Genomic DNA, 17,508 nt, shown 5'->3' with positions numbered 1-17,508 from the left:
TAACCACCGCTTAGGTACACTATATGAACATTTGGGTCTTCGCCAATAGTGCTGTAATTGACTGGTAACCACCGCTTAGGTACACTCTAAAACCTGAGGCTGTCCATCCTCATTGGCTGTAATTGACTGGTAACCACCGCTTAGGTACACTATGAGCCAGCTAACCTTAGTTTTCATCGAGGTTAGCTGTTTTTTTACCCTTTTAAAAGAGCATAATTTGTTTAGGTCTTCCTTCTGGAGCAGTGCGTTTTTTCCCGTTATAAACTTCCATTCGTCCGAATTGATGGTCTGTGAGATAAATAAGCCTTACTTGCCCATTTGGAGGTAAAACTTTTTGTATTCTAGAACGGTAAGTTGAAGCGGAATCAGAATTTGAACAAAATCGAGCGTAAACAGAAAATTGAAGCATCATAAAACCTTCATTAAGAAGTTTTTTGCGAAAGGTGGAATATGATTTTTTATTTTCTCTAGTACCCACTGGTAGATCAAACATTGCAATAACCCACATACTTCTATATGGCGAGAGTTTCGCCTCCTCCTGTTTTTTTCTCGTCATTTTCTTTTTGAAATAATGTTAGGGAAACAAAATGTGCCTTTCCCGGCAAGAAAGATTTGGGCTAGATTTGATGTTATGCGGGAAATAATATCAAAAAGAGTTCTTGTTTCTCCATTAAAGACAAAAGATTTTGTTAGAGCTTGGAGAAGCTGTTTTTTATGCTCGCTATTCAGAGATAATTCGATTTTGTTTTTACGAACTAATTGTACAACTTCTTCGTCTACAATAGGCCTAAACGGTTCCATAATATCGTCAGCAAGGCAGAAAAAATTATAGCGATTATGATGGTGTATACCTAACGAAGGATGAAGTCCAGATGTGCATATAGCTCTCGCAACAATAGCACGAAGAACTGCGTAGCCATAGTTAAGGTAATTATTTGGCGGGGGTTCATTTCTTCCTCTGGTAAAGCTAAAGGTGTTAAACAGATTACTCCAATAAATTTTTGCTGCTTGTCCTTCTTTGTTATCAGGATCTCCAGAGCGCACCTTGTTAGAGAGATAGAGAAGTCCGAAATCATCTCCACGTAACTTTTTAAGTAGATGAGCCTGATTTGTTATTTTAGCTTGTACAATACTTTTCCAAAGTTGTTTCTTTAGCGGCAATTTAGCTTCAGCTTGTGCTTTTAAACGTTCCGTTTGTGTGGAATGACCTTGTATTGGCAAAAGAATCCCATTTGGAAGGCGATTCCTACCACAAACAATAAGGCAAACGCCGCTTTCACTCAAAGCCGATAGAAGTTGGTGGCTATATATTGTATCCGGAGAAGAGATAACTAGAGCTGTAATGTCTTCAATAGGTACAGAAGCAGGTGGTGATTCATCTTTGAACTGAATTATAAGTTGTCGATTTTTGGTATGTAAATAACCGGAAGCCTCGCTGATATCTATTAGACAGTTATTCACGAATAAAACCTGCTGGTGATACAGTAAGTTTTTTTATATTAGCATTATAGAGAGTAGTATATGATCGAAAACGAATGCGTTCATGTTTCCTGTCACTGTTAATTCTTGCATCATTATGAAGTCTCATTTCAATATCTCCGTTTGATATTGATAGAATTACACATATAACATCTTTCCCATTCAAAGTAACTTTTACCATATCTCCTTTGAATAGAACCATAGCGAGAGGATTTCCCTTTTCATCGTGGAACGGATAAAGAGATTGACGGGAATTATACTTTTTTAGTTTTGCTAAAGATTGTACCATCTCTAGATTAGTCGCAACTTTCCCTTGGAATGTTTCTTTTCCACTATTGTTTTTAGATAGATATAATTCAAGATGATGGTTATTCGATGTTAAAACGTTTCGCTTATTTTTTTCTTGACCAATTGTTTTGGGGTTAACGTTTTGGAACACTCTTACTTTATGTATAAGTGTTTGGCTACCGTCTTTAGAAAGAAGAAAAGGATGGTTTTCTTTGGCGGCAAAAGCTTTCTTTGGTTCTTTGCAGGCTAATTCTTTCAACCTTTCTTCTACGGCTTTTTTCACTACAGGGTCAACTATTTTTTCGACTTCATTTGTAGAAAGGTCTTCTATGGGTTTACGAATTACAGCATTTACAGTTTTATCCTTTGTGTTTGATTTTATAAAACCGTACATTTTTTCTTTATGTAACGTGCCATTAATCTTGTAAGAACCTCTATGAGAAACAATGATTTTATCAATAGATTTTTTTGTTTTATTAAGAAAATTGTTGCAAGGTTGAGGAAAACTATCTGGATTAAAACTTCCAGGACGAAAGCTCTTTTGGGATGCTATAGAGAGGCTTTTTATGGCAGAAGTAGATGTAAGTCCTATTACGATAGCATCTATAGCATGATGTCTATGGTCGTTTCTGTTTTTTATCCCATTACCTAATATATTGTTAAGTCCCCATGCATTTCTAAGAAAAGCAGTGATTTTCCCTGATTTTATAGGTTGTACATGTTTTTTCCCATCGGAGTCGTAAAGTTGGTTTAAATAACGAGTAGCAAAACGAGTTATGTATCGTGTATCGTTTAGTTGCTGACTTGTGAATTCTTCCCAGGCAGAGTCATCTCCGCCATTAAACACATCTTTTAATTTGAAACGTCTTAATTTCTCAAAGTTGCCAAACTTTTCCACTCTCTGAATAATTTCTTGCCACTTTTCCACATCATGACTATAAATTTCCCAAGGTGTGTGATCCTTTTTTTTATTTCTATTCTCATCTACGAAACAAAGAGTTTTGTTATTAAAAGAATTGTCAAGGCAACGGCTAAAAGGGATAATATGTTCTATGTCAAAAAGCGGATGAGCACCCAAAAGATCATTATAGCTAATACTCTTGCCAGTATATGGACAAATGCCTTTGCATTCCTCATGAAGCAATGCTTTTTCTATATATCGGCCCGATGGGTTCTCAATTCCAATTTCTTGAGTAATTTTATGAGCTATTTTCTCTCTCTGTTTTCTTCTTTGTTCTTGTTTTTTAAAAATTTCTTGTCGCTGCGCTGTGTTTTGTTTGAGATCTCGAGCAAGTTCTATACGAATTATTTCTGGTTTTCCATATTCCTTGATTAAATTATTTACGACTTTCCGTATCTCAGAAAGTGCACGTTGAACAATAGGATTCCTTATATTTTCTGCAGGCAAAAGTTTATTAGTACCGATTTGATAACCTTTCCCTCCGTAAACTTTTGTAATGGATGTTTGTAGAGAGAATCCTTTTTTAAGAAGAGGTATTAACTTAGATAAAGCTTTTCTAGAAAACGCAGAATATCCACTTTCTAGTTCTAGACTGGCAAAATTTTGGGCTTTTTCTAAAGGAAGCTCCCATTTCTTTTGCATTCTTCTAATAAGGGCTTCTTCATTGGTATAACTCCACCAGTCTTCAAAAATTTGGGATCTATCTTGAGAACTTAAAGTGTCCCATTTATCTCCAAAAATTTTTATAAATTTGGGAACAGTAGAAACCCCAAGAAAATATTTTTGAGTCCCATTTTCCATGTTAAAAGAACTGCCCTTAGGTAATTTTAGAAGTTTGCGCGCATCATTAAATTTTAAGTTTTTTAGAAGGAGTTTCTCTATAAGTATAGAGCGCTCTTGTTCTGTTAGTTCCCTTGTTTGCCCTTTATATTGTATTAACGTATCATTTACTATTTGTAACATACGGAGAATTTGCGCTTCAGGGAAAGCCATGGGAGCTCTTTTCCGGTGGGATTCAAGTTGGCAATTTCCAATAAGATGATTAACAGGCTTAAGCGGGCGTTGATAAAAAATGATCCTTTTTATATGTTCTCTAAGTTTGGGTGTTAAAATTTCCGGATAATATATGCATTGGCGGGACCAAATTTCTTCATATTCATTTTCTATCCATTGTCTTAAAATATATTGGCCCCGTCTGCGTTGTTCGTGTGGATTTACATTTGCTAAAAACTCTCCGTAAGTTAAAGCATGCATTTCCTCCATTGTTTCTTCCGTTTGTAAAAAACTAGTTTTCATCGCACCTTTTTCTTCTTCATCTTTAGAAGTGTTTTTCCGATTTGAAAGAAAACCTCGGTGTTGTGCAAGATGGTAGATGACTCTCCCCAAAAAATGAAGTTCTAATGGTTCATATAATGCTTTTTTTCGTAAGAGATAGGGATCCTCTCTCATTAAAATGGCTAGAGAGCCTTCTAAATCAAAGAGATTTCCGTGGGGAAGAAGATTGTTTTCCTGCAATGTCAGTAAAAGATGCTTCATGCGTCCGGCTTTTCTTTGTGTAAGTCTTCTCATGTTTCTTGCGAGACGCCTTTCTTGGTTAAGTGGAGTTTCTTTTCCTTTGTTATCTTTTGCAACTCCTTCTGGGAAAATACGAACGCCGGTATCTGTTATAGAAAGAAGCTTTTCTCCTTGAGTTTCCAGGAGAGCCCAGCCTATTGAATTTGTCCCTACATCTAGACCTAAAATTGTTTTTGTTTGTATAAGCAAGTTTCTTCCTCCCTTTATATTAAATTGACAAAAACAAATTTATATTGTTTAATAAAATAAGTGTATCTAAGCGGTGATTGCCAGACTGTTTACAGTAAGGGCTTTTGCCCGAAAGGCTCCGTTTATTTCATCTTAGAGATAAACGACCTCGCGCCCTCCCAGTTGGGGGCGTTTTTTATTTAATAGTAATATACACTAACAATCGGGCCTTGGGTCTGTGGGAGTTCGAGTCTCCCCTCCGGCACCATATAAGAAAGAGTAAGGGACTTCAATGCTTTGATGTGTTTGAAGTCCTTTTTTTATTGTGGCTAAAATGGTAGAAGTTTGCCAAAGGTAAAGATAAAGCCCTTCGAAGAACATTCTGCGGAATATTGTTGAGGGGGAAGAGTCTATGGATTATAGTGTCGATCGATTCACTCTCTTGAGCCGAGATTTTGAGCCAGCATATCTTTCTCTTTTGTATAGTGGAGAATTAAAGCGACGAGCGGAACGGGCTCTAGCTGATCTCGAAAGTTGTACCCTTTGTCCCCGTTGTTGTGAAGCGAACCGTCTGGCAGGCGAGACAGGAATATGTAAAACAGGACTACTTGCACGAGTTTCAAGCCACTTTGCACATTTTGGAGAAGAGGATTGTTTACGTGGGCAAAATGGGAGTGGCACGATTTTTTTTGCTTTCTGCAATTTAAATTGTGTTTTTTGTCAGAACTATGAAATATCTCATTTGGGAAATGGTGTTGAAATTACTCCAGAACAGCTTGCTGCCTTTATGTTAGAGTTGCAACTTGCTGACTGCCACAATATAAATGTAGTAACTCCATCTCATGTGGTTCCACAGATTATTGCAGCGGTGTCAATTGCTGCTGAAAAAGGGCTTCGCCTGCCAATCGTTTACAATACTTCAGCCTATGATTCACTCTATAGCCTGCGACTTCTTGAAGGGATCATTGATATTTATATGCCAGACTTCAAAATATGGAGCGCCGCTCAGGCTTTTCGTTATCTCACGGCTGCTGATTATCCAGAAGTTGCGTGCGAGGCAATTATGGAAATGAATCGCCAAGTGGGAGATTTGAAGCTCGACGAACATGGTTTGGCGAAACGAGGTCTCCTTGTGCGCCATTTAGTTATGCCTGGAGAAGTTGCTGGCAGTGAGGCTATTCTCCGTTTCCTTGCAGAGAAAGTTTCTCCCTATACCTATGTTAATGTAATGTCTCAGTATCATCCCGCGGGAGAGGTATCGTCCGATACTTTTCAAGAGATAAACCGTTGCCCAACTCATGCTGAATATCTCAAAGTTATCCACATTGCCCATAATCTTAAACTACGGCTTGATGTTTGCCATCAAATGTAACTATTGCCTAATAGACTCAATTTTTTCAGGCTACGTGTGCCTTCTTTATTCTTCAGGAATAAATTTCAAAGCAGCTGAGTTTATGCAATATCGCATTCCAGTAGGTTCAGGCCCGTCTGGAAAAAGATGTCCTAAGTGAGCGTCACAGCGGGCGCAAAGAACTTCTGTTCGTTCCTTTCCGAAAGAGAAATCTTGTCTTGCTGTTATAGGAGCATCTTTTACGGTTGCCCAGAAGCTTGGCCAACCTGAGCCCGAATCAAATTTTTCTTCTGAAGAAAAAAGCCAAGCTCCACAACAAGCACAAACATACGTTCCTTTTTCGTGTGAGTTCCAATATGCTCCTGAGAAAGGAGGTTCTGTCCCCTTTTTTCTGGTGATAGCGTATTGTTCCGGCGTGAGGATGGCTTCCCACTCATCATCGCTCTTTTCCTCTCTTTTTATGGTTGCGGCATACGTTTGTGTTGCCATGAAAAATATAATCGATCCAACGAGCAATGACAGCAACGTACATCTCATAATGTCACCCTCTTTTTTCTCTACCATACTCTTTCATTATAAGTATAGATATCTCTCAGTATAACGAAAAGATGAGAGTAAAAATAGTTTTTAAATTTTAACATGGTGCAAAAGCAAATTAGGAACGTTATTATTATATTGTTCAACGAAAATAAATATTATATAATAATTTAAACTGTTATGCATGGAGGTGGTGTTTTGAGAGGCAAATTCAGGTTTAATGATGATTATGTTTACAAAATGCCGGTACATTTTGGAGGATATCCTTTTTATCCGGTGAGAACAGAGTATGGAGATATGACGAGTATCAGTGTGAAGTATGAAACAGAACAAGAGGCTTTACTACAACTTATTCCGGAGGACTTTGAGCTTCGACAGCCTTTGGTAAGTGTTCAATTTGCAAACTGTCGTGATGTAGATTGGATGGCAGGTGGGGAATATCGCCTCATACAAGTTACAGCACCTGTTCGATATTTGGGTAATTCAGAAGGGCTTGTTGGTGAATATGTGTTTGTAATTTGGGAAAATCACGCCTGCGCCATTATTGGGGGGCGCGAAGAGGACGGTATGCCTAAAGTTTTTGCTGATATTTCTGCCGAACATCATGTTGGTAGCCATTGGTACACGAGTGCAAGCTATGAAAATAATAATTTCCTCAAGGTTGATTTTCTAAGAAAAAGCGAACTTTGCGAAAAGGATGTTAATGAAATAAACAAAGATTACAAAACAAATTACTTTGGATGGCGTTATTTGCCCAATCTTGGCAAAGGTGGCGCTACGTTGAGTCACGCAACTCTTTATCCACAAGAGATGATGGCGAAGCGGGTTTGGGCGTGTGAAGGCGGAATTCAATGGACAAAACTCACTCAGGAGCAGCATCCGCTACAGTTCAAGATTATCAGTACTCTTGCAGATTTGCCAATATTAAAACATGTTAGCGTGGCAATGGCAAAAGGTACTGCTAGGCTCAACGTTGGCGATTCAAGAATTTTGCCGTAGAGGATAAATGGGGTGTGATATGAGTGGATATTTTGAAAATAAAGTAGCAGTGGTAACAGGAGCTGCTTCTGGCATAGGCTTGGGAATAGCAGAGCATTTGCTTGCAAGGGGCGCTATGGCAGTCTTTATGGGGGATGTAAACGAGACAAATCTTGAAAGGGAATCTAGACGGTTGGGTCTCGCATATCAAGGAAAAGTTTTTCCTCAACTTGTAGATGTTACAAATCTCGAGCATGTTACGAAACTTATTAGCGCAGCAAAAGCCTTTGATGGACACCTTGATTTCGTATTCAACAATGCAGGAATGGGGATGACACTTCCTACAGAGAAGATAACCTTCGATATTTGGAGATTTATTATTGACTTAAATTTAATGGGTGTTGTTTACGGAACATATGCTGCGATACCTCTTATGCGAGAGCAGGGGTTCGGACACATTATAAACGCGGGGTCCATAACAGGGCGAATTCCTGTCCCTTATCAAGCGGTATATGCTGCAAGTAAAAGCGCCGTTATCTCTATGACCGAGAGCCTACAATATGAGCTGGAAGCTGATGGTCTGCAATTTAGTGTATTTTGTCCTGGCAATGTTCGTACGCCAATATTTGGGGAATTAACACCGCCCCCAGATTCTATCAGTGTAGATGATGCAGTTGACTATATTTTTGAGGAAATGGAGAATAAGTCTCTTGTAATTATTTTCCCTCAAATTATGCGCGATGTAGATGCTCTTTATAGGGGGAACAGAGAAGAATTTGACAAGACCATTCGCAAACTGGCACGTGAGCGTCGTGAAAACTATCGTACAAAGGGGACTTATTTTTAGGGTGGTTAGTTGGTACCCTCTGCCCTTATCTTATCGATAAGAGACAATATATGTAATAAATATAAAAGGATGCATCCATTTGCAGTAAGGATCACGCCAATAATTTGTCCTGGAATCAGGTGGGAAACAAACATCGATACACCAAAAAGAATAGCCACTAGATTCATCGCTAGTTGAGTTACATAAAGTTTCACCAGAATTCGAGGCGTAGGGAGATGTGGATTCCTTCCTTTTTTGAAGAGGGGAAGACATGTTTTCCCTAATGTTGTGATGCCACCAATTATGTTAAGGGCTCCGATGAGCACTGTTAATGGCGAGACTAAAATTTCAGGAATAATGCAGGATATAATTCCGAGTGCAGCAAATATAAAGCCGAATAAAATCATGAGCCATGAACGGAAGAATGGCCCGATTGGTGTATTTCCGAATGCTAGCATTTGTACTGCAAAAATAACCATCAGAAGTCCAAGTTGTGCACTTCCGGAAAAAGGAAGCAACCCCCAATTTACCGGAATCAGCAGTATTCCAAGAAGCTGCATAAAAATAGCTGTCACTAAAATCATAGCTTTATCTGAAGAAAGATCTATATCCCCCTCACGTGATTTTTCTGCTTCTGGATACATGCGATATATTCGTCGAAGAGTTTCTGCAAGATAGACAATTGCTACCCCATAAATCAGAATGGTTACGGCTGTTATAGACGTTGAAAATAGGCTGTGATCCCAAATAAGCATTCCAATCAACATGGATAATAGATACACTGCTCCGCACCCGAAAATGAGGTGGTGGAAACTTCTTCCATATTGTAACCATGATCGGAGTTTTTCTTTGGAAAAGACCATTTGTATAAGAAGCAAAATCCCCCCCGGGCCAAAGCAGAGGGACAACAGTATGCGGGGAATTGGGTTGAAGATATCAGGAATAAAGCATGTGACAATACCTATTGATGCAATTACTACGCCGATAATAAGTAAAAGCTTTGATTGGCGCATTTCTCGAAAAGGTGTTTTCCCAAGGGTGATCATCTGTAAAGCAAAAATGAACAGCAGCAATCCATACAAGCCATTTTCATAGTAAGGGAGTATTCCCGCAGATACTGGGAAAAGCAATGTACCAGTAATCAACATTATCATCCCGATAATGAATAAAATTATTACATCAAGAGAAACATCTGCCTTATTAAGCATACTGTATTTGGCCATATCATGAGACCTCTCTAGATATCGTTTTCGCAGCACTTCCTAGATTATGTTTTCTAATGTTTTACGTGCTTCAAAATATCCCTTTTCAATAAGGGCTTCTGTTTGTCCTGTATCGATCATATTGAAAGCAAAAAGATCTGGTTTAATGAGGATATCGGCTTCTTCAGTCTGTAACTTTGTGGCTGTTTTCAATGCAATATCGAAAGATCTCAGTAACACTTCAATAATATTCTCAGGTCTTTTTTCTCCGTGTTTAGCGTTAAGATCGACACCAATAATCAAATCAGCTCCCATCTCTTTTAGTGGAGTTATAGGGACATTTTCAACTATCCCGCCATCCACAAGAAGTTGATTATTTATCTCCACAGGCACGAAAACACCTGGAATGCATGTACTTGCCGTTACGGCAGTTGCCACATCCCCTTTTTTAAGCACAACTTTTTCTCCACTTGTAATGTCTGCTGCTACCATAGCTACGGGAATATGAGCCTCGTCGAAAGTAACGTTCCCAAGATTTTCAATAATGAGTTGACCTAGTTTTTTATTTGAAAGCAATCCAAATTGTGATAGGGATATTCCTGAGATATCAAGCCAATTCAAACCTCTTGCAATTTCCCTAATTTCTTCCCATCTCTTGCCAAAAGCAAAAAAAGCGGAGATGAACGCTCCAATACTTGTTCCAGCTATATAACTTACGGGGATGTTACATTCTTCAAATGCTTTTAATACTCCTATATGGGCAGCACCAAGAACAGCCCCACCTCCAAGGGCGAGTCCAATTTTTTTGTTCCCAATGAATGTTTTCATTGCATTTAATTTCTCCTCAATCTGTGAGTTCTTTAACTTTTACATCCTTTAGAACTATCATTGTTATGTATTTTCTTTTGTTCGTCAATTGTGTGAGAATCTATTTGGGATAAGATGTTAGGGAAAATGCCTGCGCCGGCCACAACAACTTCCATTTCAATGTCAAGTTCATAATTGATGTCAAGACTGCGATGTATTCCCAGCGCTGGAAGGATGTCCTCAAAATTACGGAGTGTCAATAGGAGGAATATTTTTTGTAAGACAGAGGTATTCCCAAATGTAATCTTTTTGTTTTATTATTATGTTTACGGTTTATTAAGATACAGTGTTTGGGCGGTAAGAAGGATCTGTGGGAAGTAAAATTATTTTATATGTGAGGAGGAATTTCGAAATGGCCTATCAGTTTTTGAGTATTGCTCCTTGCGTGGTAGATGATATTAATAATTTCCTTTCCGACCCTCGAAACGATGCCGTGTCTGACTTGAGCAGGGTAGTTGCAAAGTATGGAACAGTAGACGAAATCAACAAAAAAGCGCATGAAGCGGGGAAAGTAGAAAACCATATGAAAAAGCTAGAGCGAATAAGATCTCCCTACATAAAAGATTTGGAATGGCTTCAGAATGCCAAAGATAGCGGAAGTTTTATTTCTCTTTCAGAATATCGTTCCCGAGTTGCCCCAGATCGCCCGATATGGGACTATGACGAAACAAAGGCCCCAACTTTAGAGATCAGTGCCCTCCAATATTTTCCGTGGCTCGTAGCAGAAGTTAAGCAGGCTATTGAAAAAGGGGAAGTTCTTCCTGGACGGTTTATTCGCGTGAGAAAAATGAAGGAACAAGAAGCTGAAAACGAAGATTTGCCCGCAGTGCGGGCTGCTATAAAAATTTTAGGTGCAAGTTGCGTAGAAACTCTTGATACGAAAGGGACGGATGGTTCTAACATCCACCTTGGAGGCCCGAGCACTATTACGGGATATTTTGGTGGAATCGGGCAACCTAACAGCCATCCCTTACGGTGGATTGATGAATTCCTTTATTACTATGTAAATTACGGTGTTGATGAAGTTCTTAATATTAATCCAGGGACGGTTTTTTTGGGGTACCTTCTTTATCGCTTAGGGGTGAATATTAAGTTTAAAATCTCAGTTTTTATGGGGAACGATAATCCGTATGCCGTTTTATGGACATTGCTTGCTGCTCGGCTTTTTGCACGGGAGGATGGATCTACGCCTCTGGCTGGATTTAATCTGTCTAACTCTATTGATGCCGAACATCTTGCCCAAGCAGCAGCTATTCGCAAGGAGCTTAAACTAGAAAACCAAGTCCGTATAGAACATCATATTACGGAAACATGGAAGAGTATTGTTCAGCAGCCTTATAACCGAAGAGATGACTTGTTAGAACTCGTAAAAACGATACCTAATATTTCAGCGAAACATGAAGGTGGAAATCCAGAGGATGAGCAGCAACTTGCCCATCCCTCGGATATCCTTGATTATTTTAGAGATAAAAAGGAAATAGAGGCTTCTGGAGATTGGGACGCCCTTTCTCGTAATTATCTTTTGAAACATAAGGCTGTAAATAGCACTGCCGAAGCTCTTACTAAGGCTGGATTTTCTTTTATTGCGGCAGGAGTGCACCGTCTTTAACCAGCTTTGTTACAATAACAAAATTTGCGTTTCTTTCAATAACTTTACTGCCCTGTCTGTTATTTTGTTTTTTGCACGTGGTGTTCCTATGAGCAGGGGAGAAGAAGGGGTGTGAAGTTGTATGTTTTTGTAAACAGTCTCATCGCTTGTGTTGGCATAACAATAGAGGCAGCCGTGAGAGCAGCTATTGTATGCTCCTATATCGATGCTTTCCATGCACCCACATTCGGGGCGCTGATTTTTGTCGTTTGTCCCTTTGAGAGGGTATCCTGTAATTTTTTCTATAGTTCTCTTATCAATGCATGAAGCATGTTGTATGCCATACTGACTCAAGGGGATTTTTTCGGAACATGTCTCAAGCGAAATATTCCATTCTTTTGCAATTTCAGAGAAACCGTAAGCAATTTTATGCATATTTTGAATGCCGATCTCTCCTACTATTTCTTGTGCTCTTCGTTTTATTTTGGCATATAGATCTACGTAACTAAAAATACATTTGGACGTATAGCCAGAAAGCAGCTTGCTCAGTTTGTAAAATGAGCGAAGATGATATTCAATGGAAAGGTTGTTATTGATGATAACAGGGTCATAGCGCCAGATAACCCTTTCTTTCCCGATTGTATCGCTTAACTTTTTAAATCCTTTTATAATTTCTTTTTTGTCGCCTACTCTTTTTTCGATGCTGTTATCATAAGGATTGAGGGTGAAGAGAAAATAATATCTGAACCCCATGCGATTTATAGCGTCGAGATGGCTTATCAGAGGAATTGCGTTTTTTGTCCAAAAAACAATACAATCGACGACTTCTTTATTGAGTGGAATGTTGCTGATTTGTTTGAGGTTCATAGGGTTTTGCACATAAACGAATCCCTCTTTCAAGCGAGTTATGAACCACGTGGCATAAAAAGCTGGTATGTCTGTACGTCTACTGGCACTTATAATCACAGCACTGCCCCCTGAGACTCATTCACTAAATTAAAAGTATCCAGAGTTTCCCCTAGTATAATTTTTTAGCTTTCGGTTATAAAAAAGATGGACATTTAGAAGCGGTCTTATGTATTTTACGTTATAGCGACGCTTATGTGGAGAGTAGCTTTTTTAGGTTGAATACGAAGAGTTGCTATGATAGGTTAGCCATATCAAGGGAGGGAATGGCATGGGGTTTCGTTTTACGAGACGCTTTAGAGTTGCTCCTGGTATTTCCATTAATTTGAGTAAATCGGGAGCTTCTGTTTCTGTAGGGGCGAGAGGTGCGAAGGTAACGGTAGGTCCTCGCGGAGTAAGGAAGACAGTAGGTATTCCTGGGACGGGTCTTTATTACACGACTATGAGCTCCTGGAAAAAAGGTTCAAGCTTAAAAGAATCAGGTTCGCGTTCTATTGCGACGCGGGAGGAAATTATAAAAAAGAAACTCTCTCCTGGCTTTTTTAGAAGATTTTTCCTGTCGCAATCAGAAGAAAACTTTATAGATGGCTTGAGGGCGTATTTAGAGTCTAACGAAGACAAAGCTTTAATTTGCTTTTGCCAATCTCTAAATATAGCAGATTCAGCCTTTATGGCTGGGCTTATAAGCCTTAGCGGGAATAATCCTCAGCAGGCGGTTGTTGCTTTTCGTCAAGCGAAGGAACAAAAGAATTCTCTAGGTTCCCTTTTTAAGAAATTAGGTGTCTGCATGTCGCTTCACTTACCTCTTTCCGAAGAAGTAAACGTGGAAATATGGCCAGATGAAAAGGGAGTTTCCCTTGCTTTAGTAGAAGCCCTGCAGCAAGTGGAGGAGTATGACGAAGCTGTTGTTATACTTAGAGAGCTTATGGCAGAAAGTCCCCACGATGTGTCTCTTCGCCTTTCTTTAGCGGAGCTGCTTATAGAAATATCGAAAAATATCCCTGAAGAGGCAGTTGCTCTTAAAGAAGTGATAGAGATCAGTGAGGGTATAAATAACGAAACAGCTCTTCATAGCGCTTTGTTGTTGTATAGGGGCAAAGCTCTTAGAAAACTCGGCTATTTCTCTGCTGCGCGCGATGTGTTGACTGCGGCGTTACGTCGAAAGAAAGATAGACCGACAGATTTGCTTTCAACCATTCGATATGAACGAGCCTGTGTGTATGAAGAGTTAGGGCAGAAGAAAAGGGCTAAAGATGAAATTGAGATCGCAACGGCTGAGAAAGGGGCTTTAGTATAAAGCAATTATTCTTGTTTTTAAGTACCTATTGCCCTTTCAGCAACGCTATAAGAGATCCTGTCAGTACTAAAATTCCACCAAAATATTGCGAAAAGCTCAGATGTTCTCGAAAAAAGACAATAGAGAGGATAACGGTTACAAGTGGTTCTGTCATGCTAAGAATGGCAGCGATTGCGGGAGTCGTTAGTTTTACACCAAGGAAAAAAGAGAGGAAACCAGAAACGGAAACAAAAGAAATGAAACAGAAAATAAGCCACACAGATGGAGTATGAGAAAGCAACAGATTATGAGTAGTTACGCCAGCTATTAGAAAAGACAAAGCAGAAAAGGAACAGACATAGGCGACAATAATCTGGTATGAGATATTTTTCATAAGAGAGTTCCCGTAAAGAATATATGAGGTGTAAGAAAAAGAAGCGACTCCAGCTAAAAACACTCCTTTTATACTAATTGAATAGATGATGTCCCCTGTAAGAAAAAAAAGGCCTGCCGATGACAAAATAATGGAGGCGAGGAGCATTTGAGTAATAGGTTCCCTATTTATGTATACTGTTACGATGGCAACGACAGCAGGGTATGAATAAAAAATGAGAGTAGCCATGGACGCTGGTATATATTGAAAGCTTGAAAAATAGCTAAAACTAGTAAGAGTAAAGAGAATGCCTCCAAGTACAAACATATGCAGGAAGTCTTTTTTCCCCAATAAAAAGCATTGGTAACCTTTTTTGCGGAAGAGCAAGGCGAAAAGAGCAATGGAAGCAAGAGTGAACCGAATAAAATGAAATGTTATTACATTAACCCCTTCTTTATAGGCATATATAGCGAGGATAGGGATAAAACCAAATAAAAAAGCGGACAAGAGAGCAAAAAATGTCCCTTTCACATAGTTGTCAGAAATAGATTGCTGGTTTTCTCGAGGTGTCTTCATTTTAACTAAGCCTCTCTTTCCATATGATGGCTCTAAGATACATTATTCCCTTGAGACAAACTAGTCTTTGTTTTTTTATTTTTGTATATATTTTGTATATATTAATTTTTTAGTTTTTATGCTCTCATAAAAGCGCTGCTGAGTTTTTGTAAAGGAGAAGTCGCCCAAAAGGTAGTTCTTCCTTTTATTAAGAGGGTATGAAAAATGATCGGCGGATACCGTGTCTTTTTATAAAGTCTTAACGGGAGAGATCAAATACCCCTGCAGGAATTACGAGAGTTTCCGATAGTTTACCTTGAGAAACGTTGTGAAATATTCAGATCTGATGATGGGAAATATCACTTTTTATTAGGGGAAGAGAGTTATTTTAACTGACAGAGACTGTATAATTTACAAGAAGGCCTTGGATTTCTATTTTTTGCTATATTAAAGCACGACGAAAAGTTAAGGAGGGAAGCTGTGGAGGAGAGAAAGGACTTTTTTAACTTATACAATCATAATTTTGTACGTGTTGCTGCGTGTATTCCCGAACTAAAGGTAAGTGACCCTGAATACAATGGGGGCAAGACTATAGATTTGGCTCGGAAAGCTTATGACCAACACGCGATTTTAGCTGCTTTCCCAGAGTTGGGATTGTCCAGTTATACGAATGAAGACCTGTTTTTTCAGGATGCATTGCAAAAATCAGCGTTGTCCAGCCTTGGTATGGTCCTTGAGGCCACTGCTTCAATGGACATGATTGTGATTGTAGGCGCACCTCTTAAAGTTGTGAATGGGCTTTTCAATTGTGCTGTAGTCATACTTAAAGGGGTAATCCTTGGCATTGCTGTCAAGAGCTTTTTGCCAAACTATCGAGAGTTCTATGAGCTGCGCCATTTTCGTCAAGCGAGTGAACTTTTAGTAAATTCCATAGATATTTTAGGACAGAGGAATGTTCCCATAGGGACGGACCTGATATTTGAAGCGGTAAATATTCCAGACTTTAGGCTTTTCTGTGAAATATGCGAAGATCTGTGGACACCTATTCCTCCCTCTAGCTATGCTGCCTTGAATGGTGCTACTATTATCGCCAATTTGTCAGCTTCTAACGTTACTATTGGTAAAGAAGAATATCGTCGCTCCCTAGCGTCCAACCAATCGGCTCGGTGTATTTCTGCCTATATATACACAGCGTCGGGGCCAGGGGAATCCACTACAGATCTCGCTTGGGATGGACATGCCATGATCTATGAAAATGGGGAGCTTATGGCAGAATCGAAGCGATTTTCTTGGGATCCCCAAGTTGTAATGGCAGATGTGGATCTTGGCCGTCTTGCTAAAGATCGAATGATCATGACAAGTTTTGTGGAGAAGAGGACGATGAAGGGGGGAAATAGTGAACCTTTTAGAAGAATTAAATTTTCACTGAAAGTTCCTTCAGGAAAAATTACTCCTGTTCGTACGATTCCCCGATTCCCTTATGTTCCTATGGATGTGGAGCTTCGAGATAAACGTTGTTATGAGATTTTTAATATTCAGGCTCAGGGGCTTGCTAAGAGGATGAAAGCTGCAGGGCTTACAAATCTTGTAATTGGGGTATCGGGAGGGCTTGATTCGACTCATGCTCTCTTGATATGTGCAAAGACGGTGGACATGCTAGGACTATCGAGAGAAAATGTGAAAGCGTATACTTTGCCAGGCTTTGCGACGTCTGAAAAAACCTTGAAGAATGCTTATAATCTTATGAATTCTCTTGGAGTGCAGATTGGGACGATCGATATACGTCCGAGTTGTCTTCAGATGTTAAAGGATATTGGTCACCCGTATGCTGCGGGAGAAAATCTGTACGACGTAACTTTTGAGAATGTTCAAGCCGGGCAGAGAACTTCGATTCTCTTTAGGCTTGCAAATTGTCACCGCGGAATGGTAGTGGGAACTGGGGATTTGAGTGAGCTAGCCCTCGGATGGTGTACGTACGGGGTGGGAGATCACATGTCTCACTATAACGTAAATGCAAGCCTGCCTAAAACTTTAATTCAATATATTATTCACTGGGTTGCATCTAGAAAGCTTTTAGGCGCGGATGTTTCTGTTTTTCTTGAAGATATTTTGAATACGGAGATAAGCCCTGAACTTATTCCAGGACAAAAAGGGGATCAACCTGGTCAAAGGACGGAAGCGGTTATTGGTCCCTATGAGCTTCAAGATTTTAATATATTCTACATAACACGTTATGGTTTTCTCCCTTCTAAAGTAGCGTTTCTTTCTTGGTGTGCATGGCATGATGTTACACTAGGAGAGTGGCCTGATATTTCATTAGAGAAAAGGCACCAATATACTTTGTCTGAAATCAAATATTGGCTAGAGATTTTTATTCATCGTTTTTATAAAACGAGCCAATATAAGCGGTCATGCGTTCCAAATTCTCCCAAGGTAGGGTCAGGAGGTTCTCTGTCACCACGAGGAGACTATCGAGCTCCTAGCGACAGCGAAGAAACTCCATGGATGGAAGATTTGCAAAACATACCTGATGAAAATATGTAGCTAAAATTTTTTTGTAGGAGGAATAGAATTCCCT

14 protein-coding genes are annotated in these 17,508 nt (G+C 39.4%); 6 read left to right on the top strand and 8 right to left on the bottom strand.

From position 1 onward, the window contains the following. Window positions 1–202: 202 nt before the first annotated feature. Genes cas2 through cas9 form a run of 3 tightly spaced genes read right to left on the bottom strand, consistent with a single transcriptional unit; the run spans window position 203 to window position 4,492 of the window. A complete protein-coding gene (gene cas2 / locus B3L97_RS03745) occupies window positions 203–508 on the bottom strand; it encodes a CRISPR-associated endonuclease Cas2 (protein ID WP_286934202.1) in 306 nt (101 codons plus the stop codon). A gap of 44 nt (window positions 509–552) precedes the next feature. After that, window positions 553–1,461, bottom strand: a complete 909-nt coding sequence (gene cas1 / locus B3L97_RS03740; protein ID WP_286934148.1) for a type II CRISPR-associated endonuclease Cas1 — start codon at window positions 1,459–1,461, stop codon at window positions 553–555. Continuing rightward, entirely contained in the window at window positions 1,454–4,492 is a 3,039-nt protein-coding gene (cas9, locus tag B3L97_RS03735; protein ID WP_286934132.1) for a type II CRISPR RNA-guided endonuclease Cas9, read from the bottom strand. Before cas9 ends, cas1 begins: the two co-directional genes overlap by 8 nt. 391 nt (window positions 4,493–4,883) lie before the next feature. On the opposite strand from cas9, the gene B3L97_RS03730 reads away from it, so the two are divergent. After that, window positions 4,884–5,843 (top strand): radical SAM protein, encoded by a 960-nt coding sequence (locus tag B3L97_RS03730; RefSeq protein WP_286934114.1) that lies wholly within the window; start codon window positions 4,884–4,886, stop codon window positions 5,841–5,843. 45 nt (window positions 5,844–5,888) lie between these two features. Here B3L97_RS03730 and msrB read toward each other — a convergent pair whose 3' ends face one another. Then, window positions 5,889–6,311 (bottom strand): peptide-methionine (R)-S-oxide reductase MsrB, encoded by a 423-nt coding sequence (gene msrB, locus B3L97_RS03725; protein WP_414630716.1) that lies wholly within the window; start codon window positions 6,309–6,311, stop codon window positions 5,889–5,891. A 246-nt stretch (window positions 6,312–6,557) separates the two neighbouring features. Between msrB and B3L97_RS03720 the strand changes: the two genes are divergently transcribed. After that, on the top strand, window positions 6,558–7,358 hold the full coding sequence (locus B3L97_RS03720) for an acetoacetate decarboxylase family protein (protein ID WP_024822748.1): 801 nt from the start codon (window positions 6,558–6,560) through the stop codon (window positions 7,356–7,358). 19 nt (window positions 7,359–7,377) lie between these two features. Next, window positions 7,378–8,184: an SDR family NAD(P)-dependent oxidoreductase gene (locus B3L97_RS03715; protein ID WP_286846051.1), complete on the top strand. Its 807-nt coding sequence runs from the start codon at window positions 7,378–7,380 to the stop codon at window positions 8,182–8,184. A gap of 5 nt (window positions 8,185–8,189) precedes the next feature. Here the strand turns inward: B3L97_RS03715 and B3L97_RS03710 are convergent, their stop codons facing one another. Together B3L97_RS03710 and B3L97_RS03705 are read right to left on the bottom strand one after the other, a co-directional pair. After that, the gene (locus B3L97_RS03710) at window positions 8,190–9,386 is read right to left on the bottom strand and encodes a hypothetical protein (protein ID WP_286934108.1); all 1,197 of its coding nucleotides are present in this window, start codon (window positions 9,384–9,386) and stop codon (window positions 8,190–8,192) included. A 39-nt stretch (window positions 9,387–9,425) separates the two neighbouring features. Continuing rightward, window positions 9,426–10,193, bottom strand: a complete 768-nt coding sequence (locus B3L97_RS03705; RefSeq protein WP_286934102.1) for a patatin-like phospholipase family protein — start codon at window positions 10,191–10,193, stop codon at window positions 9,426–9,428. A gap of 391 nt (window positions 10,194–10,584) precedes the next feature. Between B3L97_RS03705 and B3L97_RS03700 the strand changes: the two genes are divergently transcribed. Beyond that, window positions 10,585–11,841, top strand: coding sequence for a hypothetical protein (locus tag B3L97_RS03700; protein WP_024822744.1), 1,257 nt, complete (start codon window positions 10,585–10,587; stop codon window positions 11,839–11,841). 9 nt (window positions 11,842–11,850) lie between these two features. Here the strand turns inward: B3L97_RS03700 and B3L97_RS03695 are convergent, their stop codons facing one another. Next, the gene (locus B3L97_RS03695) at window positions 11,851–12,786 is read right to left on the bottom strand and encodes a DUF1848 domain-containing protein (RefSeq protein WP_286934097.1); all 936 of its coding nucleotides are present in this window, start codon (window positions 12,784–12,786) and stop codon (window positions 11,851–11,853) included. Window positions 12,787–12,997: 211 nt separating this feature from the next. Between B3L97_RS03695 and B3L97_RS03690 the strand changes: the two genes are divergently transcribed. Beyond that, window positions 12,998–14,023, top strand: coding sequence for a DUF4236 domain-containing protein (locus B3L97_RS03690; protein WP_286934095.1), 1,026 nt, complete (start codon window positions 12,998–13,000; stop codon window positions 14,021–14,023). Between the two features lie 25 nt (window positions 14,024–14,048). Here B3L97_RS03690 and B3L97_RS03685 read toward each other — a convergent pair whose 3' ends face one another. Then, the gene (locus B3L97_RS03685) at window positions 14,049–14,951 is read right to left on the bottom strand and encodes a DMT family transporter (RefSeq protein ID WP_024822741.1); all 903 of its coding nucleotides are present in this window, start codon (window positions 14,949–14,951) and stop codon (window positions 14,049–14,051) included. A 459-nt stretch (window positions 14,952–15,410) separates the two neighbouring features. Here B3L97_RS03685 and B3L97_RS03680 point away from each other — a divergent pair, with 459 nt between their 5' ends. Beyond that, a complete protein-coding gene (locus tag B3L97_RS03680) occupies window positions 15,411–17,474 on the top strand; it encodes an NAD(+) synthase (RefSeq protein WP_024822740.1) in 2,064 nt (687 codons plus the stop codon). Window positions 17,475–17,508: the final 34 nt, after the last annotated feature.

Origin of the sequence: Aminobacterium sp. UBA4834 (assembly GCF_002400205.1) — a bacterium.
In the GTDB taxonomy this organism is placed as follows: Bacteria; Synergistota; Synergistia; order Synergistales; family Aminobacteriaceae; genus Aminobacterium; species Aminobacterium mobile.
This window is presented reverse-complemented; position numbering and strand designations above follow the sequence as displayed.